At 73.2% G+C, this 24,950-nt stretch carries 29 protein-coding genes and 1 riboswitch; of the genes, 8 read left to right on the top strand and 21 right to left on the bottom strand.

The window, feature by feature from the left end; all coding sequences use genetic code 11:
• Genes FB382_RS07115 through FB382_RS07100 form a run of 4 tightly spaced genes read left to right on the top strand, consistent with a single transcriptional unit; the run spans position 1 to position 3,446 of the window.
• The gene (locus tag FB382_RS07115) at positions 1-1,179 is read left to right on the top strand and encodes an LLM class flavin-dependent oxidoreductase (RefSeq protein WP_182537947.1); all 1,179 of its coding nucleotides are present in this window, start codon (positions 1-3) and stop codon (positions 1,177-1,179) included.
• Between the two features lie 38 nt (positions 1,180-1,217).
• Positions 1,218-1,670, top strand: coding sequence for a cellulose synthase (locus FB382_RS07110; protein ID WP_182537945.1), 453 nt, complete (start codon positions 1,218-1,220; stop codon positions 1,668-1,670).
• The gene (locus tag FB382_RS07105) at positions 1,667-2,887 is read left to right on the top strand and encodes an amino acid deaminase/aldolase (RefSeq protein WP_343055513.1); all 1,221 of its coding nucleotides are present in this window, start codon (positions 1,667-1,669) and stop codon (positions 2,885-2,887) included. The genes FB382_RS07110 and FB382_RS07105 overlap by 4 nt, the downstream gene beginning before the upstream one ends.
• On the top strand, positions 2,871-3,446 hold the full coding sequence (locus FB382_RS07100) for a uridine kinase family protein (RefSeq protein ID WP_182537944.1): 576 nt from the start codon (positions 2,871-2,873) through the stop codon (positions 3,444-3,446). The genes FB382_RS07105 and FB382_RS07100 overlap by 17 nt, the downstream gene beginning before the upstream one ends.
• Here FB382_RS07100 and FB382_RS07095 read toward each other — a convergent pair.
• On the bottom strand, positions 3,424-4,380 hold the full coding sequence (locus FB382_RS07095) for a GNAT family N-acetyltransferase (protein ID WP_182537943.1): 957 nt from the start codon (positions 4,378-4,380) through the stop codon (positions 3,424-3,426). The genes FB382_RS07100 and FB382_RS07095 overlap by 23 nt on opposite strands.
• 33 nt (positions 4,381-4,413) lie before the next feature.
• Between FB382_RS07095 and FB382_RS07090 the strand changes: the two genes are divergently transcribed.
• Positions 4,414-5,334 carry an aldose 1-epimerase family protein gene (locus FB382_RS07090; RefSeq protein ID WP_182537942.1) on the top strand — a complete coding sequence of 307 codons (921 nt, stop codon included), beginning with the start codon at positions 4,414-4,416 and terminating at the stop codon, positions 5,332-5,334.
• Positions 5,335-5,341: 7 nt separating this feature from the next.
• Here FB382_RS07090 and FB382_RS07085 read toward each other — a convergent pair whose 3' ends face one another.
• The 10 genes from FB382_RS07085 to ribD form a co-directional block, all read right to left on the bottom strand.
• Positions 5,342-6,082, bottom strand: a complete 741-nt coding sequence (locus tag FB382_RS07085; protein WP_182537941.1) for a DinB family protein — start codon at positions 6,080-6,082, stop codon at positions 5,342-5,344.
• Positions 6,083-6,102: 20 nt separating this feature from the next.
• Positions 6,103-6,318, bottom strand: a complete 216-nt coding sequence (locus FB382_RS07080; RefSeq protein WP_182537940.1) for a hypothetical protein — start codon at positions 6,316-6,318, stop codon at positions 6,103-6,105.
• Positions 6,319-6,320: 2 nt separating this feature from the next.
• Positions 6,321-6,779 carry a PH domain-containing protein gene (locus tag FB382_RS07075; protein ID WP_182537939.1) on the bottom strand — a complete coding sequence of 153 codons (459 nt, stop codon included), beginning with the start codon at positions 6,777-6,779 and terminating at the stop codon, positions 6,321-6,323.
• Positions 6,763-7,623: an ATP phosphoribosyltransferase gene (gene hisG, locus FB382_RS07070; protein ID WP_125035828.1), complete on the bottom strand. Its 861-nt coding sequence runs from the start codon at positions 7,621-7,623 to the stop codon at positions 6,763-6,765. The genes FB382_RS07075 and hisG overlap by 17 nt, the downstream gene beginning before the upstream one ends.
• 10 nt (positions 7,624-7,633) lie before the next feature.
• On the bottom strand, positions 7,634-7,897 hold the full coding sequence (locus FB382_RS22100; RefSeq protein WP_125035827.1) for a phosphoribosyl-ATP diphosphatase: 264 nt from the start codon (positions 7,895-7,897) through the stop codon (positions 7,634-7,636).
• 71 nt (positions 7,898-7,968) lie between these two features.
• A complete protein-coding gene (gene ribH / locus FB382_RS07060) occupies positions 7,969-8,457 on the bottom strand; it encodes a 6,7-dimethyl-8-ribityllumazine synthase (protein WP_182537938.1) in 489 nt (162 codons plus the stop codon).
• Positions 8,454-9,728: a bifunctional 3,4-dihydroxy-2-butanone-4-phosphate synthase/GTP cyclohydrolase II gene (locus FB382_RS07055; protein ID WP_182537936.1), complete on the bottom strand. Its 1,275-nt coding sequence runs from the start codon at positions 9,726-9,728 to the stop codon at positions 8,454-8,456. Before FB382_RS07055 ends, ribH begins: the two co-directional genes overlap by 4 nt.
• Positions 9,725-10,402, bottom strand: coding sequence for a nicotinamide riboside transporter PnuC (gene pnuC / locus FB382_RS07050; RefSeq protein ID WP_125035824.1), 678 nt, complete (start codon positions 10,400-10,402; stop codon positions 9,725-9,727). Before pnuC ends, FB382_RS07055 begins: the two co-directional genes overlap by 4 nt.
• On the bottom strand, positions 10,402-11,022 hold the full coding sequence (locus tag FB382_RS07045) for a riboflavin synthase (protein WP_182537933.1): 621 nt from the start codon (positions 11,020-11,022) through the stop codon (positions 10,402-10,404). The genes pnuC and FB382_RS07045 overlap by 1 nt, the downstream gene beginning before the upstream one ends.
• Positions 11,022-12,089 carry a bifunctional diaminohydroxyphosphoribosylaminopyrimidine deaminase/5-amino-6-(5-phosphoribosylamino)uracil reductase RibD gene (ribD, locus tag FB382_RS07040; protein WP_246377113.1) on the bottom strand — a complete coding sequence of 356 codons (1,068 nt, stop codon included), beginning with the start codon at positions 12,087-12,089 and terminating at the stop codon, positions 11,022-11,024. Before ribD ends, FB382_RS07045 begins: the two co-directional genes overlap by 1 nt.
• Before the next feature lie 88 nt (positions 12,090-12,177).
• Positions 12,178-12,329, bottom strand: a riboswitch (FMN riboswitch).
• A gap of 136 nt (positions 12,330-12,465) precedes the next feature.
• Between ribD and FB382_RS07035 the strand changes: the two genes are divergently transcribed.
• On the top strand, positions 12,466-13,296 hold the full coding sequence (locus FB382_RS07035) for a hypothetical protein (protein ID WP_182537932.1): 831 nt from the start codon (positions 12,466-12,468) through the stop codon (positions 13,294-13,296).
• Between the two features lies 1 nt (position 13,297).
• Here the strand turns inward: FB382_RS07035 and FB382_RS07030 are convergent, their stop codons facing one another.
• Complete coding sequence (locus FB382_RS07030; RefSeq protein WP_182537930.1) at positions 13,298-13,765, bottom strand: maleylpyruvate isomerase N-terminal domain-containing protein; 468 nt, start codon at positions 13,763-13,765, stop codon at positions 13,298-13,300.
• A gap of 13 nt (positions 13,766-13,778) precedes the next feature.
• On the bottom strand, positions 13,779-14,444 hold the full coding sequence (gene rpe / locus FB382_RS07025; protein WP_125035820.1) for a ribulose-phosphate 3-epimerase: 666 nt from the start codon (positions 14,442-14,444) through the stop codon (positions 13,779-13,781).
• 49 nt (positions 14,445-14,493) lie between these two features.
• Between rpe and FB382_RS07020 the strand changes: the two genes are divergently transcribed.
• Together FB382_RS07020 and FB382_RS07015 are read left to right on the top strand one after the other, a co-directional pair.
• Positions 14,494-15,108, top strand: a complete 615-nt coding sequence (locus FB382_RS07020) for a phosphatidylserine decarboxylase (RefSeq protein ID WP_182537928.1) — start codon at positions 14,494-14,496, stop codon at positions 15,106-15,108.
• Positions 15,105-15,824: a CDP-alcohol phosphatidyltransferase family protein gene (locus FB382_RS07015; protein WP_182537926.1), complete on the top strand. Its 720-nt coding sequence runs from the start codon at positions 15,105-15,107 to the stop codon at positions 15,822-15,824. The genes FB382_RS07020 and FB382_RS07015 overlap by 4 nt, the downstream gene beginning before the upstream one ends.
• Before the next feature lie 125 nt (positions 15,825-15,949).
• Here FB382_RS07015 and ligD read toward each other — a convergent pair whose 3' ends face one another.
• The 8 genes from ligD to coaBC all read right to left on the bottom strand — a co-directional run bounded on the left by ligD (position 15,950) and on the right by coaBC (position 24,935).
• Entirely contained in the window at positions 15,950-16,915 is a 966-nt protein-coding gene (gene ligD / locus FB382_RS07010) for a non-homologous end-joining DNA ligase (RefSeq protein WP_182537925.1), read from the bottom strand.
• Positions 16,916-16,936: 21 nt separating this feature from the next.
• Positions 16,937-18,334, bottom strand: coding sequence for an RsmB/NOP family class I SAM-dependent RNA methyltransferase (locus FB382_RS07005; protein ID WP_182537923.1), 1,398 nt, complete (start codon positions 18,332-18,334; stop codon positions 16,937-16,939).
• Entirely contained in the window at positions 18,327-18,731 is a 405-nt protein-coding gene (locus FB382_RS07000; RefSeq protein ID WP_182537921.1) for an MmcQ/YjbR family DNA-binding protein, read from the bottom strand. The genes FB382_RS07005 and FB382_RS07000 overlap by 8 nt, the downstream gene beginning before the upstream one ends.
• A 25-nt stretch (positions 18,732-18,756) precedes the next feature.
• Complete coding sequence (gene fmt / locus FB382_RS06995) at positions 18,757-19,683, bottom strand: methionyl-tRNA formyltransferase (protein ID WP_182537919.1); 927 nt, start codon at positions 19,681-19,683, stop codon at positions 18,757-18,759.
• A gap of 7 nt (positions 19,684-19,690) precedes the next feature.
• Positions 19,691-20,236 carry a peptide deformylase gene (gene def, locus FB382_RS06990; protein WP_182537917.1) on the bottom strand — a complete coding sequence of 182 codons (546 nt, stop codon included), beginning with the start codon at positions 20,234-20,236 and terminating at the stop codon, positions 19,691-19,693.
• Between the two features lie 69 nt (positions 20,237-20,305).
• Positions 20,306-22,360, bottom strand: coding sequence for a primosomal protein N' (locus FB382_RS06985; protein ID WP_182537915.1), 2,055 nt, complete (start codon positions 22,358-22,360; stop codon positions 20,306-20,308).
• Between the two features lie 64 nt (positions 22,361-22,424).
• A complete protein-coding gene (gene metK, locus FB382_RS06980) occupies positions 22,425-23,615 on the bottom strand; it encodes a methionine adenosyltransferase (protein WP_182537913.1) in 1,191 nt (396 codons plus the stop codon).
• A gap of 69 nt (positions 23,616-23,684) precedes the next feature.
• Entirely contained in the window at positions 23,685-24,935 is a 1,251-nt protein-coding gene (coaBC, locus tag FB382_RS06975; protein ID WP_182537911.1) for a bifunctional phosphopantothenoylcysteine decarboxylase/phosphopantothenate--cysteine ligase CoaBC, read from the bottom strand.
• Between the last annotated feature and the right edge of the window lie 15 nt (positions 24,936-24,950).

Here is a 24,950-nt window from a genome sequence, read left to right as displayed (position 1 = left end):
ATGGCCCCGACCGACGGCGTGAAGCTGCACTGGTTCCTCCCGACGTCGGGAGACAGCCGGTCGCTGGTCGGCGCGGGCCAGGGCGTGCCCGGCGAGGTGCGCAACCTGCGCGAGACCTTCGCGGGCGCGGACGGTTTCCGCGAGCCGAGCATCGACTACCTCGCGGACGTGGCCCGGACGGCCGAGAAGCTCGGCTTCGAGGGCGTGCTGACCCCGACCGGGACGTTCTGCGAGGACGCCTGGCTCACGACGGCCGCGCTGCTGAGCGAGACGTCGCGGCTGAAGTTCCTCGTGGCCTTCCGGCCGGGGGTGATCAACCCCGTCCTCGCCGCGCAGATGGCCGCGAGCTACCAGCGGATCAGCAACGGCCGCCTGATGCTCAACGTCGTGACCGGCGGCGAGCCCCGGGAGCAGGCCCGCTTCGGCGACACCGACCCCAAGGACGTGCGGTACGCCCGCACCGAGGAGTTCCTGTCGGTCGTCCGGGGCACCTGGGCCGACGCGCCGTTCGACTTCGACGGCGAGTTCTTCCGGGCCGAGGGGGCGATGGTCAGCGGCGGCATCACGGCACCGGACATCTACTTCGGTGGGTCGTCCGGGCCGGCCGGGCCGGTCGCGGCCAGGCACGCCGACGTCTACCTGACGTGGGGCGAGCCGCCGGAGCTGGTCCGCGAGAAGATCGCGTGGATGCGCGACCTCGCCGCCGCCCAGGGGCGCACCCTGCGCTTCGGGCTGCGGATCCACACGCTCTCCCGCGACACCAGCGAGGCGGCCTGGCAGCACGCCCAGTGGCTGCTCGACGGGCTCGACCCGGCGACCATCGCCAAGGCCCAGGCCGCGCTGCGCGCCAGCGAGTCGACCGGCCAGCAGCGGATGCTGGCGCTGCGCAGCGGCGAGGCGTCGTACGCCGATGCGCGGGAGCTCGAGGTCTCGCCCGGGCTCTGGTCGGGCGTCGGCCTGGTCCGCGGCGGCGCGGGCACCGCCCTGGTCGGCAGCCACGAGGAGGTCGCCGACCGGCTCGAGGAGTACCACCGGCTCGGCATCGACGAGTTCATCCTCTCGGGCTACCCGCACGTGGAGGAGGCCTACTGGTTCGCCGAGGGTGTGATGCCGCACCTGCGCCGTCGCGGGCTCTTGGGCACCGCCCCGGCCGAGCAACGGCTCGCCGCACTGGCCTGACACGTGTGTCCGCGCCCCCAGCGTGCAACGCTGGGGGCGTGGACGATGTCACCTGGGGAGCCCTCACGCTGACGCTCACGCTGCTCGGGGGGATCTGGACCTGGATCGCCTTCCGACGGCGGGGCATCGCCTCCGGCCTGCGCGCTGCCGGTTTCACCCTGCTGCCCGCCGCGGCCTGGCTCACCAACACCCTCGAGATGTTCACGAAGATCGGCTCGGCGGTCTCCTTCTGGGCGCTGCACCTGGCCTTCGACCCCTCCGTGTGGATCGGCGTGGTGCTGGCCGGCATCTCCGCCACGCTGATCGTGGTGTCGGGCGCGATCCGCACCCGGCAGCTCGGCGGCAAGCCCGCAGCCGACAAGCACGGCGGCAAGAGGCTCCGCCGGAAGTCCGGTGAGCTCCCGCCGTCCTCGCAGCGCGGGGCCCCGGCGCTCGGTGACGACGGGATGGACGAGATCGAGGCCATCCTGCGCAAGCGCGGGATCTCGTGAGGCAGCACGACTTCGTGGACCGCAACCGTTTGTGGTCCCGGCTGAACGACGCCGTCGCTGCCCACCCCGAGGCGCTGCCCACACCACTGATGGTGGTCGACCTCGACGCGTTCGACGCCAACGCCGCCGACCTGGTCCGCCGCGCGGCAGGCACCCCCGTCCGCGTCGCGTCCAAGTCGCTGCGGGTCCCGGCGCTCATCGAGCGCGCACTGGCCCACGACGGCTTCCGCGGCGTGCTGGCCTACACGCTGCGCGAGGCCCTGTGGCTCCACGAGCACGGCATCACCGACGACGTCGTCGTGGCCTACCCCTCCACCGACCGCGGTGCGCTGGCCCGGCTCGTGGAGTCGCCGTCGGCCGCCTCGCACATCACCCTGATGGTCGACGACGCGGCCCACCTCGAGCTCGTCGACTCGGTGCGCGCCTCCTTGGCGGTGCCCGTCCGGGTGGCGATCGACGTCGACGCCGGGCTCCGCATGGGCGGCCAGCACGTCGGCCCCAAGCGCTCCCCCCTGTACGACGCCTCCGCGGTGCTCGACCTCGCCCGGACGATCTGCTCCCGCGGGGGGTTCCGGCTCGTCGGGGCCATGACCTACGAGGGCCAGGTGGCCGGGCTGCCCGACGACGTACCCGGCCGACGGGCCCGGTCGCTGGTCGTGCGCCGGATGAAGTCCCTGTCGTCCAGCCAGCTCGAGGTCCGCCGCCGGGAGATCGCCGAGGCGCTGGCCGAGATCGTGGCGCTGGAGTTCTGGAACGCCGGCGGCTCCGGCTCGATCGAGGTCTCGGCCGCCGACCCGGTCGTCACCGAGGTCACCGCCGGCTCGGGGCTGCTGGTGCCCACGCTCTTCGACCACTACCAGTCCTTCGAGCCGCGCCCCGCGTCGTACTTCGCGTTGCCGGTCGTGCGCCGCCCATCGGACCAGATCGCCACCGTGCACGGGGGCGGACTCGTCGCGTCCGGACCGGCCGGCGACGACCGGTTGCCGGTGCCGTGGGCTCCGGCCGGTCTGCACCTGACCGGGCTGGAAGGTGCCGGCGAGGTGCAGACCCCCCTGACCGGGCACGCGGCCGGGCTGCTCTCGATCGGCGATCTCGTGTGGTTCCGGCACGCCAAGTCGGGCGAGCCCTTCGAGCACACGACGACGGCGCACCTCCTGGCGGGCGACGCGATCGTGGACTCGGTGCCGACCTATCGGGGACATGGCCTCGCCTTCTGAGGCGGCTGCAGCCGTGCTCGCGCTCGCGCTGGCCCGGGACGCGACGCTGGGCAACGGCCGCCTGGTCTGCCTGGACGGCCCCGCGGGGTCAGGCAAGACCACCCTGGCCGCCGCGGTGGCAGCCGCGCACCCCGGCACCCACGTGGTCCACATGGACGACCTGTACGACGGCTGGGACGGGCTCCCGCGGATCACCGACCAGCTCGAGCGGCTCCTGCGGCCGCTGGCGGCGGGACGGCCGGGGAGCTACCGCCGCTACGACTGGGTGGCCGGCTCCTACGCCGAGACCGTGACCGTCGAGCCCGTGCCGCTGCTCGTGCTGGAGGGGGTCGCGTCCGGGGCGCGGTCGCACACCGACCTGACGACGGTGCTGGCGTGGGTGTCGGCGCCCGCCGACCTCCGGCTCGCCCGCGGCCTCGAGCGCGACGGCGTGGAGCTCACCGACCGGTGGCGGCAGTGGATGCTCGACGAGGCGGCGCTCTTCGCCGTGGAGGAGACCGAGCGCCGGGCCGACCTGCGGGTCGACGGCACGGGGGTCACTCCCCCGCAGGCTCCCTGAGGGCGTACTCGACGAACGTGTGGTGCTGGCGGAACCCGGCCCGCTCATAGACCCCCAGCGCGCCGGCGGGGTTCTCCGCGTCGACGTCGAGGCTGGCCGAGGTGCAGCCCTCGGCCGCGGCCGCGTGCAGGACGCGACCGACCAGGTCCGACGCGAGGCCTCGTCCGCGGTGGACCGCGGCGGTGCCGATGTAGGGCAGGTAGACCTCGCGGTGGCCGTCGCGGCCCGAGACGGGGACGGCGTACTCGTGCGCGAAGGCGTAGGACGCCACCGCGCCGTCGGCGTCGGTCAGCACGAAGGACAGGTGGTGGCGCACGTGGCTCGCGGCGAGCATGAAGCCCTCCCAGTTGTCCCGGTCCGCCGAGGCCCCGTTCGGGTAGTCGCGGAAGACCTCGTTGTGGCATGCGCGGAGCAGCTCGCTGTCCTCCGGGTCGAACTCGGTGAGGGTGAGCCCGTCGGCCACCGGACCGGGCGTCGGCACGTCGTCGAGGTCGGCGACCATGAGGAAGCGGTAGCGCTCGGGTTCGAAGCCGAGGGCGCCCACGAGCTCCTCGTGCTCGGCCCGCCCGGACGCGGCCCGGTTGACGAAGAGCACCGGCAGCCCCGGCTCGGTGTCGGCGTGCCAGGCGCGGGCCGCGTCGAGCACCCTCCCCAGCAGCACGCCGAGGACGGCGAAGGGGTGGGCTGGGTCGACGTCCCCGTCGACGAGGAAGCGCTGCGACTCCGGCTGCACGCTGGCCAGGAAGCCGGCCCACCCGACCAGGGTGCCGTCGTCGAAGGCGCCGAGGAAGCGGGTGCCGGGCAACTCGAGGACCTCGCGGAACTCCGTCGCCGACAGCCGCAGCGGCGTCGGGTGGTCCGCGTCGATCACGGCCGAGAGCCGCCCGAACTCCTCCGCGTCGGCGTCGCCGAGCTCCCGCACCGAGATGGCCATGCGGGAACGGTAACCATGAATAGGGTGGCCCACATGCTTTCTCCCAGTGGTGACCAGTTCGAGATCCGTGGCGGGGGCTACCGCGCCGTCGTGACCGAGAGCGGTGCGGCCCTGCGCGTGCTGGAGCACGCGGGCCGAGCGGTGGTCGACGGGTTCGGCGAGGACGAGATGTCGCCCGGCGGCCGGGGGCAGCTGCTGATGCCGTGGTGCAACCGGATCCGGGACGGCGCCTACACGTTCGGCGGGCGCGACCTGCAGCTGCCGCTGACCGAGCCGAGGCTCCACAACGCCTCCCACGGGCTGGCGCGCTGGGTCGCCTGGACCCTCGAGGAGCACTCCCCCAACTCGGTCTCGCTGGTCTACCGGCTGATGGCGCAGACCGGCTACCCGTGGACGTTGGACCTGCACGTGCTCTACGACCTGTCCGCCGACGGGCTGACCGTCACCCAGACGGCGACCAACATGTCCGCGACGGCAGCGCCCTTCGGCTCCGGTGCGCATCCCTACCTGACCCTCGGCGTCCAGGTCGACGACCTGGAGCTGACGCTCCCGGCCGCGACCCGGTCCGTGGTCGACGACCGGCTGCTGCCCGTCGGGAGCGAGCCGGTCGAGGGATCGACGTACGACTTCCGGGTGGCGCGGCCGATCCGGGACACCGTGCTGAACCACGCCTTCACCGACCTCGACCGGGACGAGCAGGGCATCGCGACGACGGTGCTGCGCGACCCGGCCACCGGCCACGGCGTGGCGCTCTGGGTGGACGCGAAGCACCCGTGGATGCAGGTCTTCAGCGCCGACGACGTGCCCGGCACCGCCCGCCGCTCGCTCGCCGTCGAGCCGATGACCGCCCAGGCCGACGCGTTCCGCAGCGGCGAGGACCTCGTGACGCTCGCAGCCGCGGGCGAGCCGGGCGACGAGCACTCCGCCTCGTGGGGGATCCGGGCCCTGGACTAGCGCCGGACTAGCGCTGGACCAGGACGTCGAGGTCCCGCTCGGCGTACTGGCGGTGGCACCACTCCTCGTTGAGCACGATGAGCAGGCATTCGTGGACCGGGAAGCTGCGCGGCGGCGGCCAGCCCGGCGCGTCGACCGGCTCGGTCATCGCGGCGAGGGACTCCTCGGTGGCGGTGTCCACCAGCCGGCGCACGGTGCCCATCCGGTCGTGTCGCAGCGCGAGCACCTCGTCGAGCGAGGGGCGTACGTCGCGGTCGCGCGGGACGCCCGGCGTGTCGGGCATCTGGTCCCACGGGAGGTCGAGCGGGTCCCACGGACCCGGGTCGCCGAGGACGCCGCGACGGATCCACGCGTCGGTGGCGAAGACCAGGTGGCGCAGCGTCTCGATGAACGACCACTCCCCGTCGACGGACTCGTGCAGGAGGGCGGGGTCGAGGCTGCGAGCGCGCTCGACGGTGCCCGCCCAGAGCCGCTCGACGAGGTCCCACGCCTCCCGGAAGCCCTCCGGGTCGATGGGGCGCATCCGGACCCGCCCGGGATCGCGACGGTCCAGCTCCGCCTCGACCAGCGGCGCCACGTCGACGCCGTTGATCACCACGTTGCGCACGTCCCCGTCGATCCGGACGTCGACCAGGTCGACGTCACGCATGACGACGCCGCTCAGGTCGACGTTGCGGAACGTCGCACGGGAGAGGTCCACGTGGCGGAACTCGGCACCGGTCAGGTCCATGTCCGTGAAGTCGGCCATGCCCGGACCCTAGACCGACGTCAGCGGCGCCGGTAGCCGGTCAGGAAGTGGCCCGTGAGGTTGAGCAGGAACGGCACGTAGAGCAGCACCACCACGACGAGGCCCAGGGCGAGCCGCAACACGTCGGGGACCGGCACGACCAGCAACGCGATGATCGTCGGGAACAGCACCCACCGTCGCCAGCGCCACTGGTGGATCCGGCGGGAGACGTCGAGTGGGGCGTTCGACTCGGGCACGCTCACCCCGAGTGGGCCGCGACGAGCCGCCGCAGGTCGCGGACGGCGGCCTTCGCCCGGCCGCCGTCGCTGCCCTGGATGGCCAGGGCCGAGGCGGTGGTGCCGTCGGAGAGGTCGAGGGTCACCCACGGGGCGCCCGGCGCCAGGTTGACCGCGACGACCTCGGCCCAGTCGTACTCGTAGCGGCGGTAGCCGTTGACCACGACCAGCTTCTCCTCGGTCGCGACCACCCGGGAGCGCACCAGGGCGTACCAGGCCGAGAAGGCGAGCAGACCGAGGAAGACCAGGGTGCCGCGCTGGAACCAGGTGAACTTCGCGCGCGTGGCCTCGTCGAAGCCGAACCACGCGAACGCGCAGACCACCAGCAGCATCCCGCCGAACAGGATGCCGGCAAGCCGGGCGCCGAACGGCCGCCAGGTGCGGGGCAGTGCCGGGAGCGGCACGTCAGAGCCGGCAGGCATGGATGTCGGTGAGCAGGATCGCCCGGGCACCGAGGTCGTAGAGCTCGTCCATCAGCCGCTGCGCGCCGGCGCGCGGCACCATGGCCCGCACCGCGACCCAGCCCTCGCGGCCGAGCGGCGAGATGGTCGGCCCCTCCAGGCCTGGCGTGACGGCGACGGCGCGGTCGAGCTGGTCGCTCGCGATGTCGTAGTCCATCATCACGTAGCTGCGGGCGACCAGGACGCCCTCGAGGCGCCGCTGGAAGATCTCGAAGCCCGACGGGACGTCGCCGGTGCGGGTGATCAACACGGCCTGGGACTCGAGGATCACCTCGCCGAAGGTCGCAAGGCCGGCGTGCCGGAGGGTGCTGCCGGTCTCGACGACGTCCGCGATCACGTCGGCCACGCCGAGCTGGATGCTGGTCTCGACGGCGCCGTCGAGGCGGGTGACGGTGGCCTCGATGCCGCGCTCCTGCAGGAAGGCCTCGACCACACCGACGTACGACGTGGCGATGCGCAGGCCGGCGAGCTGGGCCAGGTCGGTGTAGCGACCGGCCGGGCCGGCGAAGTGGAAGCGGCTGCGGCCGAACCCCAGGTCGAGGACCTCCTCGGCCTTGGCGCCGGAGTCGCGCAGCAGGTCGCGCCCGGTGATGCCGACGTCGAGGGTGCCCTCGCCGACGTACAGGGCGATGTCGCGCGGACGCAGGTAGAAGAACTCGACGCCGTTCTCGGCGTCGATGAGCGTGAGCTCCTTGGAGTCGTTGCGCTGGCGGTAGCCGGACTCGCGCAGGATCTCGGACGCGGACTGCGACAGCGACCCCTTGTTGGGGACCGCGACGCGGAGCAGGCGTTCGGTGGAGGTCATGGCTGGTTCCTCAGAGGTGGAGGTAGACGTCGTCGAGGGAGATGCCGCTGGCGATCATGAGGCACTGGGCGTGGTAGAGCAGCTGGCTGATCTCCTCGGCCGCCCGCTCCTTGCCCTCGTGCTCGGCGGCCATCCAGGACTCGGCGGCCTCCTCGACCAGCTTCTTGCCGATCGCATGGACGCCGGCGTCGAGCTGTCGCACGGTGCCGGATCCCTCGGGTCGGGTCAGGGCCTTCTCGTTGAGCTCGGCCCAGAGTCCCTCGAACGTCTTCACGGGCCACCAGCCTAGGCGGTCCGACACCCGCCGGCGGTCCGGGGACCGCCGGGCGGGACCGCTGGTGTGAGTCAGGCCTCGTAGCCGCGCTTGATCGTCTTGATGGTCTGCGCAGTGGCCAGGGCGGCCGAGGTGGCCTCGTAGCCCTTGTCCTCGCGGGAGCCCTCGAGGCCGGCGCGGTCCAGGGCCTGCTCGTCGTTGTCGCACGTGAGCACGCCGAAGCCGACGGCCGTCGTGTGGTCGAGCGCGACCCGGGTGAGCCCGTCGGTGGCGGCGTTGCACACGTAGTCGAAGTGGGGCGTGCCGCCCCGGATGACGACGCCCAGGGCGACGACGGCGTCGTACCCCTGGCCGGCCAGGGCCGAGGCGACCACGGGCAGCTCGAAGGTGCCGGGCACCCGGACGATCGTCGGCGCGTCGACGCGGTAGTCCTTGCAGGCGCGCAGCGCGCCGTCGATCAGGCCGTCCATGACCTGGGTGTGCCAGCTCGCGGCGACGACCGCGACCCGCAGGTCGTGGCAGTCGAGGGGCTTGGTGTCGGGGGCTCCGGCGCCGCTCATGCGTCCGCTCCGTTCTCGTGGGCGACCAGGTCGGGCAGGTGGTGCCCCATCCGGTCGCGCTTGGTCAGCAGGTAGGCGAGGTTGTGGTCGTTGGGGTGCGGGGTGAGGGGCACCCGCTCGGCCACCTTGATCCCGAAGTCCTCGAGGTTGTGGACCTTGTCGGGGTTGTTGGTCAGCAGCCGCACGCTCTCGATGCCCAGGTCGCGCAGGACCTGGGTGGCGGTGCCGTAGTGGCGGGCGTCGGCGGGCAGGCCGAGGTCGAGGTTGGCGTCCACGGTGTCGCGGCCGCCGTCCTGGAGTGCGTACGCCTGGAGCTTGGCGATGAGCCCGATCCCGCGGCCCTCGTGACCGCGCAGGTAGACGACCACGCCGCGGCCCGCCTCGACGACCCTCTCGAGAGCCTCGTCGAGCTGGGGGCCGCAGTCGCACCGGTGGCTGCCGAAGACGTCACCGGTCAGGCACTCCGAGTGGACCCGGGTCAGGACCGGCTCCGGCCCCGAGACGTCGCCGTAGACCAGCGCGATGTGCTCGGAGGCGTCGACGGTGATCCGGTAGCCGAAGGCGGTGAACTCGCCGTGGCGGGTCGGCAGGCGGGTCTCGGCGACGCGCTCGACCAACACCTCGTGACGACGGCGGTAGCGGACCAGGTCCTCGATCGAGATCATGGCGAGCCCGTGCTCGTCGGCGAACGCACGGAGCTCGGGGCCCCGCTTCATCGTGCCGTCGTCGTTGACGACCTCGACCAGCACGCCTGCCGGGGTCAGGCCCGCCAGCATGGCCAGGTCGACGGCCGCCTCGGTGTGGCCGCGGCGGACGAGCACCCCGCCCTCGCGGTAGCGCAGCGGGAAGACGTGGCCGGGTCGGGTGATCTCCCACGGCTCGGTGGCCGAGTCGGCCAGGACGCGCGCCGTGTGGGCCCGGTCGGCGGCGCTGATGCCGGTGGACACGCCGTCCCGGGCGTCCACCGAGATGGTGTACGCCGTGCGCAGCTTGTCCTTGTTGTGCGGGGTCATCAGCGGGATCTCGAGACGGTCCAGCATGGCCGCGGGCATCGGCACGCAGATCACGCCGCTGGAGTGGCGGATCGTGAACGCCATCAGCTCCGGCGTCGCCTTGCTGGCCGCGAAGATGATGTCGCCCTCGTTCTCGCGGTCCTCGTCGTCGACGACCACGACGGCCTTGCCGGCGGCGATGTCCGCGATCGCCCGCTCGACGCTGTCCAGACGGACCTTGGTGTGCTCGCCGGTGGTGGGGTCGTGCTGCTCGCTCATGCGTGCGCTCCTTCGAGGGTGGCGGCCGTGGGGGCCGTCGTGCGGGTCGCTCGCCACCAGGTGGCGAAGCCGGCGAGGCAGAACACGCCGTAGAAGAGGTACATGCCGGCCGTCGGGTAGTAGCCGGCCCGGACCAGCGTGGTCACGCCGACGACGTCGACGGCGATCCACACCAGCCAGAACTCCACCCAGCCGCGGGCCATGCCGTAGGTCGCCAGCAGCGACCCGGCGAGGATCCACGCCTCGGTGGTGGGGCCCCAGGAGCCGATCCGGACGAGCAGCTCGTAGGCCAGGACGTAGCCGGCTCCGGCGAGCGCCACGAGGGCGAGGCGCTCGCGGGCCGAGGCCCAGCGCGGCGTGACTGCGCCGCCGTCGGCGGACTCGTCGCGGTTGCGGCTCCAGCGCCACCAGCCGTAGAGGCTGGCGACCGCGAACATGATCTGGCGGCCGGCCTGGCCCCAGAGCGGCTCGCCGCCGGTCTGGCCGCTCAGCTCGCCGCCCACGAACACCGTGAACAGCAAGGCGTTGCCGACCAGGCCGACCGGCCAGGCCCAGACGCGCCGTCGCATGCCGAGCAGCGCGCTGGCGAGGCCGAAGAGGTTGCCGACGACCTCGCGCACGTAGAGCGCGCCGTCGCCGACCGGGATGGTGCCGTGCAGCAGCCAGTCGAGCATCAGGCGTCCCCGCCCTTCTGGTGCTGCGTCTCGCGCCAGGCCAGCAGCTTCTCGACGTGCTTGGCGAGGATGTCGGCCTCGAGGTTGACCCGCTCCCCCGGGCCCCGGGTGCCGAGCGTGGTGCGGGCCAGGGTCTCGGGGATCAGGCTGACGGTGAAGCTGTCGTCCCGGGCCTCCACGACGGTCAGGCTGACCCCGTCGACGGTGATGGAGCCCTTGTCCACGAGGTAGCGGCCGAGTCCGTCGGGCAGGGCGATCTCGACGACCTCCCAGTGCTCGCTGGGGGTCCGGCCCACGACGGTGCCGACGCCGTCGACGTGGCCCTGGACGATGTGGCCGCCGAGGCGCTTGTCCGCGGTCACGGCCCGCTCGAGGTTGACCCGGTCGCCCGCGGCCACGCCGTAGAGGCTGGTCTTGTCGAGGGTCTCCTGCATCACGTCGGCGGTCCAGGTGTCGTCGGTGCGCTCGGCCACGGTCAGGCAGCAGCCGTTGACCGCGATCGAGTCGCCGAGCCCGGCGTCCTCCAGGACTGTGGTGGCGCGGATGGTGAGGCGGATCGCGTCGCCCTGGTCCTCGATCGACTCGACGGTGCCGAGCTCCTCGACGATTCCGGTGAACATCAGGCTCCCTTGCTGGTGGTGGGCGTCATGGTGAGACGCACGTTGGGTGGCTCGCCGGGCGCGTCCAGGACGGTCACGTCGGTGACCGTGGGACGCAACGCGTCGGCGATGGTGGTGATTCCGAGGTCGGCGACGGCGGCCTGCCCGGCGCCGAGCAGCATCGGCGAGACGTAGGCGACGACCTCGTCGACCAGGCCGGCTGTCAGGAACGCCGCGGCCAACGTCGGGCCGCCCTCGAGGAAGACGTGCTGGCGGCCGCGGGCGAACAGCTCCGCCAGCGCCGCGCGCGGGTCGCGGGTGCGCAGGTGCACCGACTCGGCACCCAGGGAGAGCGCCGGGTCGAAGATCCGTCGGCCCGGGTCGAGGTCGCGCTCCCCCATGACCGCGCGCAGGGGCTGGTGCGGGAACGGCTCGTCGTCGATGTCGCGGACCGTCAGGGCCGGGTCGTCGACCTCGACGGTGTTGGTGCCGACCAGCATCACGTCGCACTCGGCGCGGAGTCTGTGCGTGTCGCGCCGGGCGGCCGCGCCGGAGACCCAGCGGCTGGTGCCGTCGGCGGCGGCGCTGCGGCCGTCGAGCGTCGTGGCGAACTTCCAGGTGACGAACGGCCGGCCGTGCTCGACGGCGAAGGTCCAGGCCCGGTTGACGGCCCGCGCCTCGTCGTGGAGCAGCCCGCCGACCACCTCGACCCCCGCGGCGCGCAGGGTCTCGGTGCCGCCGGTCGCGAGGGGGTTGGGGTCGGGCTGGGCGAAGACCACGCGGCGTACGCCGGCGTCCACCAGCGCCTGGGCGCACGGGCCCGTGCGGCCGGTGTGGTTGCAGGGCTCGAGGGTGACGACCGCCGTCGTGCCACGGGCCTGGTCGCCGGCCCGGGCGAGCGCGTCGGCCTCGGCGTGGGCGGTGCCTGCGCCGCGGTGGTGGCCCTCGGCCACGATGGCACCGTCGTCGTCGAGCAGGACGCAGCCGACGCGCGGGTTGGGGCCGAGCGGGACGCCGGGCATGGTCGCGAGGGCGAGTGCGGTCGACATCGCACGCCGCTCGGCGTCGGTGAACGTGGTGTCTGCCATGGCCGCCCTTCCTGTCCGCTCGCGGACTCCGGGGCGACGGCGGGGAGGCTGACCGCGTGCTCGTGGACGAACAGGCGGCGGTCCCCACCTGCGTGCGCTTCCCATCCGGACTTTCACCGTCGGTCCAGGATTCCCACCTGGTCAACCGGTCACTGGCTGTGACCGGGTCGCGGACTTCTGCCCGAAATTCCTCGGACAGTCACCGCCGGCTCGGAATTACACCGACCCCAGAGCACGCGAGTATGTGAACTCGTCGGGTCCAGTTTGCCACAGCGGTGGCGGCGGGCCGCCGTGAGCCCGGCCACCGGACGCGACAGGTTTCGCCGACAGGTGGATCAGAGCGCAACCAATCCTCCCGCGGTGGCGTCGCAGGTTCATGAGACACGTCGCGGTGCTGGTCCTGCTCCTCGTGGCCGGCTGCTCCCCCGAGGGCGACGGGCCTGCTCCCGTCGGCCCGTCGTCGACCCGGAACGCCACGGTCGCCCCGCCCGGCCCGTCCGACGTCGTCCACGACCCAGGCGCCCAGCTCCTCGACGTCCGTGTCTCGGGTCGCCCGGGAAGGCGGACCGTCACGTCGGCGTGGCTGCTCGGGCGGCGACGGGCGATCGCGTCGTCGGACGACGGATTCGCGACGACGACGTACGTGCGCTGGTCCACCCGGACGGCGCGTCGCTACCTGGCCCGCCCCCAGGACGCCCGGAGTGCCGTGGGTGGCCGCTTCGGGATGGCCGGCCTGCTGGCCTGGGCGGTGCCGTACGTCGCCAGCCCTGGCCGGCCCCGGGTCGCGGAGCTCGGGGGTGGTGACGGCGCCACGCTGTTCCCCTTCGAGGCGGTGTCCCGGTCGGACGGCTACGGCTGGCGGAGCGTGGAGGTCCCCCTGGTCGACGGGGAGCGCGGCTACGTGTCCGGCGGCGTGGTGCTGCCCGACGGCCGGCTCCTGGTCCTCCTCGACCACTGGAGCGGTGACCGGGGCGGGCACCCGTCGCCGGTGTGGCACGGGCTCTGGGCGAGCCGCGACGAGGACTGGTCGTCCTACGCTCCCCTGCGGCCCCACGTACCCGGCCAGGAGCCGGCCCCCGAGGGCTCCACCTGGACCGGGCTCTCGGGAGCCTCCGGGCGCGACGGCGTCGCCTGGCTGACGTCGTGGGACGACCGCGTCTACGTCAGCCGAGACGGGGTGCGCTGGCGCGAGATGAGGGTGCGGTGACTCAGCGCCTGCGGCCGAACGGGAGCAGCGCGATCCCCTGGCGGTCCAGGCCCGACGGGTTGGCGTCCTCGCCCTCGAGCCGGGCGAAGCCCTCGTCGACGTAGAGCCGGTCCCCCGCCTCGATGGCGACCGCCTCGAGGAAGGCGAGCTGGTCCTCGCCGAAGCGCAGCTCGACGCCGCAGGCCAGGGCGATGTCCCAGGCGTGCAGGGTCAGGTCGAGGGTGTCGAACGTGGCGCCGCGGGCGAGGTCCGGCTCGTCCGGGATCGCGAGGGCGTACGCCGCCATCACGTCGTCCGCGTCCGCCCGCTCGGGGCCGAGCGCCTGCACGTGGTTGTCGTACACGTGGGTGACGACGTCCGAGACGGTCCAGCCCGGGCACGACGGGACCGGGCGCTCGAGGTCGTCGGGGCGCAGCTCCGACAGGACCTGGCGGAACAGGTCTGCGGCGCGCACGTAGGTGGCCTGCATGCCGGGCACGCGATCAGCCCCGGACGGCGGACTCGGCCGCCTGGCGCAGGCTGGCGACCATGGCGTCCGGATCGGCCGCCGAGTAGACGGCGGACCCGGCGACGAACACGTCGGCCCCGGCCTCGGCGCAGCGCTCGATGGTCTCCAGCGAGACGCCGCCGTCGACCTGCAGCCAGGTCTCGACGCCGTGCTTGTCCATGAGCTGGCGCGCGCGGCGGATCTTGGGCAGGCACAGGTCGAGGAACTTCTGGCCGCCGAAGCCGGGCTCGACGGTCATCAGGAGCAGCATGTCGAGCTCGGGGAGGAGGTCCTCGTAGGGCTCGATCGGCGTCGCCGGCTTGAGCGCCATGCTGGCCCGGGCACCGGCCTTGCGGATCTCGCGGGCCAGCCGCACCGGCGCCTTGGCCGCCTCGACGTGGAAGGTCACCGACGAGCAGCCCGCCTCGACGTACGTCACCGCGTTGCGGTCGGGGTCCTCGATCATCAGGTGCGCGTCGAGAGGCGTGTCGGTGCTGCGCGCCAGCGCCTCCACCATGGTCGGGCCGAAGGTGAGGTTGGGCACGAAGTGGTTGTCCATCACGTCCACGTGCACCCAGTCGGCGCTCCCGATCCGGGCAACCTCCGCCCCGAGGTCGGCGAAGTCGGCGTTCAGGATGGACGGCGTGATCTGGATTCCCACGTCAAGGAATCCTAGTGAGCCACCTCGGTGTGCCAGAATTCGCCCGGTCATGAGCCTGCGCCCCGCCCGCGGGACGCCATGGTGGATCGCCCTCACGTGGGCGCCCGCCCTGATCGTCCCCCGCCTCCCGTTCCGCCTCGTCCTGACGGCCGCGGCCGCTGCGACGACCTCGTTCTTCCGCGACCCGGAGCGCCGTCCGGCCGGTCCCGGCCTGGTGGCCGCCGCCGACGGCAAGATCCGCGAGGTGGTGCAGCGCGAGGACGGCCGCTGGTTCGTCTCGACCTACCTCGCCCTCTACAACGTGCACGTCTCGCGGATGCCCTGCGACGCCACCGTGCTCGAGCAGGACCACATCGAGGGCGACCACCGCCTCGCCTTCGCCGACGACGCCCACACCAACGAGCGCATGGAGTGGCTGCTCGACACGGCGTACGGCAAGCTGGAGATGACGCAGTTCTCCGGTGCCGCCGCGCGCCGGATCATCCCGTACGTCGGCCCCGGCGCCGTGCTGCGCCGCGGCGACCGGATCGGCCTGATCCGCTTCGGCTCCCGCGTCGACCTGCTGCTGCCGGTCGGCCTCGTCCCGACGGTCCGCGAGGGCCAGCGCGTGCGCGGCGCCCAGGACGTCGTCGCCGTCGCCGAGACCGCGGAGCCCACCCGATGAGGTTCTGGGGCACCACCCGGCCCGGACCGGCCGACGTGATGACGCTGGGCAACGCCACGTGCGGCGCCTCGGCGATCCTCGTGGTGATGGCCTACGCCAGCCGCCCGGTGCACGAGCTCACCCACACCGGCGTCCGCGTCGTGGTGCTCCTGCTGCTCGTCGGCACCATCTTCGACTCCCTCGACGGGCGCTTCGCCCGCGGCGGACGGGGCACCCGGCTCGGCCCGATGCTCGACTCCCTGGCCGATGCGATCTCCTTCGGCCTCGCCCCGGCTGCCCTGCTCGCCCAGGTGGCCATGCGTGGCGCCTCGCCGGTCGAGCAGCTGGTGACCTTCGCGGGGTTCATCGTCTACGTCAGCGGCGCGCTGCTGCGGCTGGCGGACTTCTCCTCGATCCGCGCCGGCGACCCGCAGTTCACGGGGCTGCCGTCCCCCATGGGCGCGGTGATGCTGCTCTCGCTGGCGCTGCTGACGGCCAACACCCTCGTGATCGCGGTAGGGATGGCCGTGGTCGGCGCGATGATGGTCAGCCGGCTCGTCTACCCGCTCCAGCGGGGCCCGGTCGTCGCCCTGGCCGGCATGGGCTGGGTGCTCGGCATCGCCGGGACGCTCGGGGTCTACGACGTGCGCATCTTCGCAGCCTTCGTGCTGCTGGTCGTCGGCGTCGTGCTGCCCGTGCTGCCCAAGCTGGCGCCGCGCTTCCGCCCCGCCATCTGAAGAGGTTGAATCGGGACTTCTGACCGCTTCAATCGGGACTTCACGCAGGGCAGCGACCATGAGGTGGTCACACCTCCCGATTCATGTGGTGACAAGTCCCGACTCGAGTGGCAGAAAGTCCCGATTCAAGCATCGGGCTCCTCCGGGGTCACCTTGCCGTCGCGCTCGTCGCGGTCCGCCCACGCGAGCAGCGGCGCGATGTCGAAGACGTGGTCGTCGATGTCGGCGTGCAGGTCGCCCAGGCGCTCGAAGCGCTCCGGCACGGTGAAGATCGTGAAGTCGCGCGGGTCGACGTCGTCGACCTCGTCCCAGCGGATCGGGGTGCTCACACGGGCGTCCGGCAGGCCACGGACGGAGTACGCCGCGGCGATGGTGTGGTCCCGGGCGTTCTGGTTGTAGTCGACGAAGAGGTGGTGCGGGTCGCGGTCCTTGCGCCACCAGGTCGTGGTGACGTCCTCGGGGGCCCGGCGCTCGACCTCGCGGGCGAAGGCGAGCGCCGCGCGGCGTACGTCCTTGAAGCCGTGGTCGGGCGCGATCCGGACGTAGACGTGCAGCCCGGATCCCCCGCTGGTCTTGGGGAAGCCGGTGGCGCCGATCTCGTCGAGGACCTCGTGGGCCACGTGGGTGACCCGCTGGACGGTGGCGAAGTCGCACAGGGGTCCGGGGTCGAGGTCGATGCGCCACTCGTCGGGCTTCTCGGTGTCCTCGCGGCGGCTGTTCCACGGGTGGAACTCCACCGTCGACATCTGGACAGCCCAGATCACGCTGCCGAGCTCGGTCACGCAGAGCTCGTCGGCGGTGCGGTTCCACCGCGGGAAGTGCAGCTGCACGGTCTCGACCCAGTCGGGCGCACCGGCCGGAAGTCGCTTCTGGTGGACCTTGTCGCCCGCGAGGCCCTTCGGGAAGCGGTGCAGCATGCAGGGGCGTTCGAAGAGCGCGTTGACGATGCCCGGACCGACGGCGAGGTAGTACTGGACCAGGTCGAGCTTGGTGGCGCCGCTCTCGGGAAAGTAGACCCGGTCGGGGTTGCTCACACGGACCACGCGGTTGTCGACCTCGATCTCGACAGCGGGCGGCTTCGAGGCGGGCATGCGCCCACCGTAGTGGGCCGGTCAGGCCTCCGCGCGGCGCAGCGCAGCCACGAACATCGCGTCGGTGCCGTGCCGGTGCGGCCAGAGCTGGACGGTCCCCGGGATCGGGCCGGCACAGTTGGGCACGCCGGGCAGGAGCAGGCTCGCATCCTCGAGCCGGACCTCGGGGTGGGCACTGAGCACCGACGTCACGACTCCCTCGGTCTCGGCGAGCACCGGCGAGCAGGTCGCGTAGACCACGACGCCGCCGGGCCGGACGAGGTCGAGCGCCGAGGTGAGCAGCTGGCGCTGGAGCAGCACCAGCTGGAGCATGTCGTCGGGCTTGCGTCGCCAGCGGGCCTCGGGACGGCGACGCAGCGCGCCGAGGCCGGTGCACGGCGCGTCCACGAGGACCCGGTCGAAGGTGCCGGGGCGCCACGGCGGCCGGGTGCCGTCGGCGGCCACGATGCCGATCACGCCGTCGGCGCCCTCGAGGTTGCGCTGCACGAGGCGGGCGCGGTGCGGCTGCCGCTCCCCCGCCACCAGCCCGGCGCCGCGACGTCCGGCCAGGGCTGCCAGCAGGGCGGACTTGCCGCCGGGGCCGGCGCAGAGGTCCAGCCAGCGCTCGTCGCGACCGGTCAGGGGGGCGGCCGCCAGGGCCATGGCCACGAGCTGCGAGCCCTCGTCCTGCACGCCCGCCCGCCCCTCGGCGACGGCCGGGATCGAGCCCGGGTCGCCGGCGGCCAGCACGACGCCGTACGGCGAGAGCGTGGTCGGCGTGCCGGGCAGCTCGTCGCGCGTGGCGCGGCCGGGGCGCGCGACGAGGGTGACCTTGGGCGCCTCGTTGTCGGCGGCGAGCAGGTCGTGCAGCTCGTGCCAGCCGACGGCGTTGCGCAGCTCCTCCACGACCCACTGGGGATGGCTGTAGGCGATGCTGGCGAACCGCACGGGCGCGACCCGCGGGTCGGGGGCGACGCGACCGATCCACTCGGCGAGCTCCTGCTCCGAGACCCGGCGCAGGACCGCGTTGGTGAAGCCGCCCGCGCCGGAGCTGACCTTGGCGCGGACCAGGTCGACGGTGGTGCTGATCGCGGCGTGGCTCGGGACCCGCATGGCCAGGAGCTGGTGGGTGCCCAGGCGCAGGGCGTCGAGGACCTTGGCCTCGATCTTGCTCAGCGGCCGGTCCGCGCAGGCGGCGAGGATGGCGTCGTAGGTGCCGCGGCGGCGGATCGTGCCCGAGGCCAGCTCGGTGACGAAGGCCGCGTCGCGTCCGGTCAGGCCGTGGTGGCGGAGGACGGCCGGCAGGACGAGGTTGGTGTAGGCCTGGTCCACGCGCACGGTCTTGAGCACGTCGAAGGCGGCCAGGCGTGCGGGGTCGACCCGGGAGCGGGTCGCCTGGCCCCCGTTGGACCGCTGACCCCGTGCGCGGGGATCAGACATCCCCGAAGAACTTCCTGGCCAGCGGCTTGGGCGCCATGGTGGCCCAGGCCTCGGTGATGACCTCCGCCAGCTCGTCGCGGTCGATCTCGCCGAGACGGGACTGCTGCACGAGCACGGCGTTGAAGCTCCTGAAGTGGTCGATGGTGAAGAAGGGCAGCCGCTCGTCCTCGACGAGGGCGCGCTTGTCGGCCTCCGTGGGCACCCGGATGACGACGAGGTCGTCGTACATCTCACCGGTCTCGGGGTCGACGGCCGTGTGGTGGGGGGCACGGAAGAGCAGGAAGCCCTTGCCGCGGACCTTGTAGGTCGGCCGGTCGCCCCAGGAGGTGCCGAGCTCGACCTCGGGCAGGCCCGTGCAGATCGTGTCGATGTCCTCGGCCCTGGCCCGGCGGGTCATGACCACGACGGTATCGGCCGGGTGATCAGCCGTCACCGAAACGGGCACCCGTCTCAAGACGGGCTCCGCGAGCCCAGTCGGCAGCGGCCATCTGCTTCTTCCCGAAGGCCTTGACGTCACCGAGCTTCACCGCGGTCGTGCCGGTCCCGACGAGGACGTGGTTCTTGCCGACCTCGAGCACCCCGGGCTCCAGGGCCGTCTCGGTGTGGGTCACCGGGCCGAGCTTGATCCGCTCGCCCTCGTGGGTGGACCAGGCTCCAGGTGCCGGGGTGCAGGCGCGGATGCGGCGGTCGACCGCCACGGCGTGCTCGGTCCAGTCGACGCGGGCGTCCTCGACGAGGATCTTGGGGGCGTAGCTGAGCCCCTCGGGCGGTTGCTCGCGTGCCTCGAGGCTGCCGTCGGCGATCCCGTCGATGGTGGCGACCAGGAGACCCGCGCCGCCCTCGGCGAGCCGCTCCAGCAGGTCACCGGCCGTGTCGCCGGGCCGGATCCGTTCGGTCATCACCCCGAACGTCGGGCCGGCGTCGAGCTCCTTGACGATGCGGAACGTCGTCGCGCCGCTGACCTCGTCGCCCGCCCAGATCGCGTGCTGCACCGGGGCGGCACCGCGCCAGCCCGGGAGCACCGAGAAGTGCAGGTTGACCCAGCCGTGGACCGGGATGTCGAGGGCGCTCTGGGGCAGCAGCGCGCCGTAGGCCACGACCGGGCAGACGTCGGGCTGCAGGGCCCGCAGGGCCTCCTGGAACTCCGGGTCGCGCGGGTGCTCGGGCTTCAGGACGGGGATGCCGAGCTCCTCGGCACGCTGGCCGACCGGGCTGGCGACGAGCTTGCGGCCGCGGCCGGCGGGCGCGTCGGGTCGCGTGACCACGCCGACCACCTCGTGGCCGGAGGCGGCGAGGGCGTCGAGGGAGGGGACGGCGACCTCGGGGGTGCCGGCGAAGACGAGTCTCATGTCGGGATCAGAATCCGAATCCGTTGGTGGCGTGCGGGCTGACCTTGACCGTCGGCTTCTCGAGCCCGAACCAGTCGCTCTCGCGGATCGCCTTCATGGCGGCCTTGCGGGCGTCGCCGTCGAGGCGGTCGACGAAGAGGATGCCGTCGAGGTGGTCGGTCTCGTGCTGGATCGCCCGTGCGAGCAGCTCGGAGCCCTCGATGGTCACGGGGTCGCCGTACATGTTGAAGCCGCGGGCGACGACGTGCAGCGCGCGCTTGGTGTCGAAGGCCAGGTCGGGGATGGACAGGCAGCCCTCCGGGCCGTCCTGGCACTCCTCGCTGAGGTCGAGGACGGGGTTGACGAGGTGGCCCAGCTCGCCGTCGACGTACCAGGTGAAGGCGCGCAGGCCCACCCCGATCTGGGGCGCGGCGAGGCCGGCGCCGGGGGCGTCGAGCATGGTGTCGGTGAGGTCCTCGACGAGCTTGCGCAGCTCCTTGTCGAAGTCGACGACCTCGGTCGCGGGCTTGCGCAGGACGGGGTCGCCGAAGAGGCGGATCGGCTGGATGGCCACGGGACTCCTTGCGCTGGGCCACAGGTGGGGATGCGGAAGACAGTCTAGGGAGGGCCTGTCAGGCGACGGTCAGAGGCTGGTCGGGTCCACCTGGATGCGGACCGGATCGAGCTTGCGGGCCGACCGCAGCCGTTGCAGGTCGCCGAGCGCCCGGGACAGGGCGGCGCCCTGGCTGCGCGGCACGCGGACCACCACGCGGCTCTCGGTGCCGCCTCTCGTCTCGCGCTCGACCGGCCCGAGCACCTCGGCGTGCTCGGGGGCGGCGAGGAGGGTGAGGGCGTCGTCCACGGCCCCGGGCTCCCCCGCGATCGTCGCCAGCCGGCTCGCCGGCGGCAGGTGGGCCTCCAGGCGCTGCTGGGTCTCGCGGGCCGCGAACCCGCTCATGTCCCAGCGGACCAGCGCCTGGAGGGCGGGGTGGCTGGCGTCGCCGACCACGATCACCTGGCCGCCCGGCCGGACCAGCCCCGCGGCGTTGGCCCAGCGCCGCAGCGCCTCCTCGTCGGAGCGCAGGTCGGTGCCGCCCAGGGTCAGCCAGGCGTCCATGAGCACGACGGCGGCGTAGCCCTCGTGGGCGGTCGGCTCGGCGCCGGGGGTGGCGACCACGATCGCGCTGCGGTCCGCGACGGTGGCCAGGACCCGGTCGCCGCTGGAGGTGCGCACGAGGGTCTTGGGGAACGTCCGGCCGAGCTCCTCGGCCGTGCGGGCGTCGCCGATGACGGGGGCGCGGAGCCCGCGGTGGCCGCACTCCCCGCACGCCCAGGCGTCGGCCACCGTGCCGCACCAGCGGCAGGAGGATGGGGTGGCGGGGCCGGTGAGCTCCAGCGGGCCCGTGCAGGCGGCACAGCGGGCGGGCGTGCGGCAGCGCTCGCAGGCGAGTGAGGCGACGTAGCCGTGACGGGGGGTCTGGACGAGCACCGGCCCCTGCTCGAGGGCCTGGCGGATCGTCTCGTGGGCGTCCCGCGGGACCCGGCTGGCACGGGCGTGGGCGTCGCGGTCCTGCGCACGGTCGGCCGCGCCGGCGACGTGGACCCGCGCCCGGCGGCGTACGACGTCGCGGGTGGGCGAGAGCTCGGCCGCCCAGCCGGTGCGGAGGAGGTACTCGGCCTCGACGGTGCGGGCGAAGCCGCCGAGGAGCGCTCCGGCGTCCTCGTTGCCGGCGCGCAGCAGGAGCGTCTCGCGGGTGTGGGGGTAGGGCGCGCGGGGCTCGGCGTGGAGGTCGTCGCCGTCGTCCCAGATCACGACGAGGCCGAGGTCGTGGACGGGCGCGAAGGCGGCGGCGCGGGTGCCGACGACGACCTTGCGGGCGCCGCGACTGATCGCGAGGAAGTCGCGGTAACGGGCGGCCGGCCCGGAGTCGGCGGTGAGGGTGACGTGGTGACCGGGCCCGAGGACCCGGGTGAGGGCGTCGTCGACGCGGGCGACGTCCTTGCCGTCGGGGACGCAGATCAGGGTGCCCCGCCCGGAAGCGGCGGTCGCAGCCGCGGCATGGGCGATGAGCAGCGGCCAGTCCTCCCCCGGGGCGGCGGCCCAGACGGCGCGGGGGTCCTTGCCCTCGGTGAGCCTGGCGAGGAAGGCGGCGGCGTGGGCGTGGTCGGCCCACGCGTCGTGGGCGGCCGTGGCGTCGTAGGGCGGGGGGCCGTCGGGTGCCGGCGAGGGCTGCTTCTCGGTCGTCGCGTGGCGCGCGGGCACCGCCAGCCTGAGCACGTCGGAGCGGGTGCCGGCGTAGCGCTCGGCGAGCTCGGCGCTCAGCCGCTCGATGGCCGGGCTGAGCACGGGCTCGGGGCTGACCACGCGCCTGAGGTGGGACAGCCGGCCCTGGTGGTCGGTCGTCGCCGTGCGCTCGACGACGTAGCCGTCGACGTCCTGGCCGGCGAACCGGACCTTGACCCGGGCGCCCGGCACCGCAGCCGCGGCCATCGCCGCCGGCACGGAGTAGTCGAAGGGCCGGTCGAGGTGGGCCAGCGGCACGTCGACCAGCACGCGCGCGACCGGGTCGGTGGTCGCCGTCTCCTGCTCGGCGGCTTTGCGGGCCCGCGTGGCGCGCGCCTTGGCCTGGCTCTGGCGGACCGTCGCCCGCACCATCCCCGGGAGCAGCTCGGGCTGGTGCTCGTCGGGGCTGGTCATGCGCGACTTTCTACCAGCGGGCGCCGACGGCGGGGTGACCGCCGCCGGCGACCCGGTGTGGGACTCAGAGTCCGGCGGCGGCCTTCAGCGCCTCGGCGCGGTCGGTCCGCTCCCAGGTGAACTCGGGGAGCTCACGGCCGAAGTGGCCGTACGCCGCGGTCTTGGCGTAGATCGGGCGCAGCAGGTCGAGGTCGCGGATGATCGCGGCGGGACGCAGGTCGAAGACCGACAGGACGGCCTCCTGGATCTTCTCGTCCGGGACCGCGCCGGTGCCGAAGGTCTCGATGAAGACGCCGACGGGCTGGGCCTTGCCGATGGCGTAGGCGACCTGCGCCTCGCAGCGGCGGGCCAGGCCGGCGGCCACGACGTTCTTGGCGACCCAGCGCATGGCGTAGGCGGCCGACCGGTCGACCTTCGACGGGTCCTTGCCCGAGAAGGCGCCGCCACCGTGGCGGGCCATGCCGCCGTAGGTGTCGACGATGATCTTGCGGCCGGTCAGGCCGGCGTCGCCCATGGGGCCGCCGACGACGAAGCGGCCGGTCGGGTTGACCAGGAGGCGGTAGCCCTCGGAGGGGATCTCGAAGGTGTCGAGGACCGGGTCGATGACGTGCTTCTTGATGTCGGCCTCGAGGGTGTCGAGCTCGGTCTCCTCCGCGTGCTGCGTGGACAGGACGACGGTGTCGACGCGGACCGGACGGTTGTCGGCGTCGTACTCGATGGTGACCTGGGTCTTGCCGTCGGGGCGCAGGTAGTCGAGCGTGCCGTCCTTGCGGACCTCGGAGAGCTTCTCGGCCAGGCGCTGCGCGATCACGATCGGCAGCGGCATCAGCACCGCGGTGTCGTCGCAGGCGTAGCCGAACATCAGGCCCTGGTCGCCGGCGCCCTGCTTGTCCATCGCGTCCACGGAGCCGGTGCGGCTCTCGTGGCCGGTGTCGACGCCCTGCGCGATGTCGCCGGACTGGCCCCCGATGGCGACCATGACGCCGCACGACGCGCCGTCGAAGCCCTTGAGGGAGGAGTCGTAGCCGATCTCGAGGATGCGCTCGCGCACGACCTTCTTGATGTCGACGTATCCGGTGGTGTCGACCTCACCGGCGACCACGACGAGCCCAGTGGTGAGCAGGGTCTCGACGGCGACGCGGCTGTACTCGTCCTGCGCCAGCATGGCGTCGAGGACCGAGTCGCTGATCTGGTCGGCGATCTTGTCCGGGTGACCCTCGGTCACGGACTCCGACGTGAAGAGACGTCCAGGCACTGTGCTTCTCACTCCCGTAGTTGGTGGTGCAGCAACGATATCGGGCGTCCCACAAGGCGGGACGACGTCTCAATCCTGCAGCCTGCGAGCCACTTCGTCCCAAATGACGTGGGCCAGCGCGCCCTTCGACCCGTGGGGTACGTCGACCGTCGCGCCGTCGGCGGCCAGGATGACCGCCTCGTTGTCGGGGCTGCCGAAGACCGCTCCCCCGCTCACGTCGTTGACCACGAGCAGGTCGCAGCCCTTGCGGGCCAGCTTGGCGCGGGCCAGGTCGGCGACCGACCCGGAGGCGTCGCCGGTCTCGGCGGCGAATCCCACGATGACGCTCCCGGGGCGCGAGCGCTGGGTGGAGATCTCGTGGAGGATGTCGGGGTTCTGGGTCAGCTCGATCGCCGGCGAGCTGCCGTCGGCCGCCTTCTTGATCTTGTGGGTGCTGACGTCGACCGGCCGGAAGTCGGCCGGGGCGGCGGCCATCACGACCGCGTCGGCGGCGGCCGCGGCGGCCACGACCACCTCGCGCAGCTGGGCGGTCGTCTCGACCCGGACCACCTTCACACCGGCGGGGTCGGGCAGCGACACGTTGGCGGCGACGAGGGTGACCTCCGCGCCGCGGGCGGCCGCCGCGCGGGCCAGGGCATAGCCCTGCAGGCCCGAGGAGCGGTTGCCGAGGAAGCGGACGGGGTCGAGGTACTCGCGGGTGCCGCCGGCCGACACCACGACCGAGCGGCCGGCCAGGTCGGTCAGACCGGCGGCCGCACCGGACGACGACCGGGTCAGCACCTCGAGGCAGTAGTCGAAGATCTCGGCGGGCTCCGGCAGCCGGCCCTTGCCGGTGTCCTTGCCGGTCAGCCGGCCCTCGGCGGGCTCGATCACCAGCGCCCCCCGGGCGCGCAGCGTGGCGACGTTGGCCTGCGTCGCGGGGTGCTCCCACATCTCGGTGTGCATCGCGGGGGCGAAGACGACCGGGCAGCGTGCGGTCAGGAGGGTGTTGGTGAGCAGGTCGTCGGCCAGCCCGTGGGCGGCCTTGGCCAGCAGGTCGGCGGTGGCCGGGGCGACGACGACCAGGTCGGCCTGCTGGCCGATCCGGACGTGCGGGACCTCGTGGACGGACGACCACACGTCGGTGGAGACGGGCTTGCCCGACAGGGCCGCCCAGGTCGGGGCGCCCACGAACTCCAGGGCGGCCGCGGTGGGCACGACGGTCACGTCGTGGCCGGACTCGGTGAACCGGCGCAGCAGCTCGCAGGACTTGTACGCCGCGATGCCGCCGGAGACCCCCAGCACGAGTCGTGGCCGCTCCCCGACAGGGGGAACGGCCACGGAGTCGGTGATGCT

Origin of the sequence: Nocardioides ginsengisegetis (assembly GCF_014138045.1) — a bacterium.
Classification (GTDB): Bacteria; Actinomycetota; Actinomycetes; order Propionibacteriales; family Nocardioidaceae; genus Nocardioides; species Nocardioides ginsengisegetis.
The sequence above is the reverse complement of the archived record's forward strand: the minus strand, read 5'-3'. Positions and strand labels throughout refer to the sequence as shown.

Coding starts and splice junctions, on each gene's coding strand:
- FB382_RS07115 (WP_182537947.1), top strand. CDS start 1: ATGGCCCCGACCGACGGCGTGAAGCTGCACTGGTTCCTCCCGACGTCG.
- FB382_RS07100 (WP_182537944.1), top strand. CDS start 2,871: ATGGCCTCGCCTTCTGAGGCGGCTGCAGCCGTGCTCGCGCTCGCGCTG.
- FB382_RS07095 (WP_182537943.1), bottom strand. CDS start 4,380: ATGGCCATCTCGGTGCGGGAGCTCGGCGACGCCGACGCGGAGGAGTTC.
- FB382_RS07090 (WP_182537942.1), top strand. CDS start 4,414: ATGCTTTCTCCCAGTGGTGACCAGTTCGAGATCCGTGGCGGGGGCTAC.
- FB382_RS07085 (WP_182537941.1), bottom strand. CDS start 6,082: ATGGCCGACTTCACGGACATGGACCTGACCGGTGCCGAGTTCCGCCAC.
- FB382_RS07075 (WP_182537939.1), bottom strand. CDS start 6,779: ATGCCTGCCGGCTCTGACGTGCCGCTCCCGGCACTGCCCCGCACCTGG.
- hisG (WP_125035828.1), bottom strand. CDS start 7,623: ATGACCTCCACCGAACGCCTGCTCCGCGTCGCGGTCCCCAACAAGGGG.
- ribH (WP_182537938.1), bottom strand. CDS start 8,457: ATGAGCGGCGCCGGAGCCCCCGACACCAAGCCCCTCGACTGCCACGAC.
- FB382_RS07055 (WP_182537936.1), bottom strand. CDS start 9,728: ATGAGCGAGCAGCACGACCCCACCACCGGCGAGCACACCAAGGTCCGT.
- pnuC (WP_125035824.1), bottom strand. CDS start 10,402: ATGCTCGACTGGCTGCTGCACGGCACCATCCCGGTCGGCGACGGCGCG.
- FB382_RS07045 (WP_182537933.1), bottom strand. CDS start 11,022: ATGTTCACCGGAATCGTCGAGGAGCTCGGCACCGTCGAGTCGATCGAG.
- ribD (WP_246377113.1), bottom strand. CDS start 12,089: ATGGCAGACACCACGTTCACCGACGCCGAGCGGCGTGCGATGTCGACC.
- FB382_RS07035 (WP_182537932.1), top strand. CDS start 12,466: ATGAGACACGTCGCGGTGCTGGTCCTGCTCCTCGTGGCCGGCTGCTCC.
- FB382_RS07030 (WP_182537930.1), bottom strand. CDS start 13,765: ATGCAGGCCACCTACGTGCGCGCCGCAGACCTGTTCCGCCAGGTCCTG.
- FB382_RS07020 (WP_182537928.1), top strand. CDS start 14,494: ATGAGCCTGCGCCCCGCCCGCGGGACGCCATGGTGGATCGCCCTCACG.
- FB382_RS07015 (WP_182537926.1), top strand. CDS start 15,105: ATGAGGTTCTGGGGCACCACCCGGCCCGGACCGGCCGACGTGATGACG.
- ligD (WP_182537925.1), bottom strand. CDS start 16,915: ATGCCCGCCTCGAAGCCGCCCGCTGTCGAGATCGAGGTCGACAACCGC.
- FB382_RS07005 (WP_182537923.1), bottom strand. CDS start 18,334: ATGTCTGATCCCCGCGCACGGGGTCAGCGGTCCAACGGGGGCCAGGCG.
- FB382_RS07000 (WP_182537921.1), bottom strand. CDS start 18,731: ATGACCCGCCGGGCCAGGGCCGAGGACATCGACACGATCTGCACGGGC.
- fmt (WP_182537919.1), bottom strand. CDS start 19,683: ATGAGACTCGTCTTCGCCGGCACCCCCGAGGTCGCCGTCCCCTCCCTC.
- FB382_RS06985 (WP_182537915.1), bottom strand. CDS start 22,360: ATGACCAGCCCCGACGAGCACCAGCCCGAGCTGCTCCCGGGGATGGTG.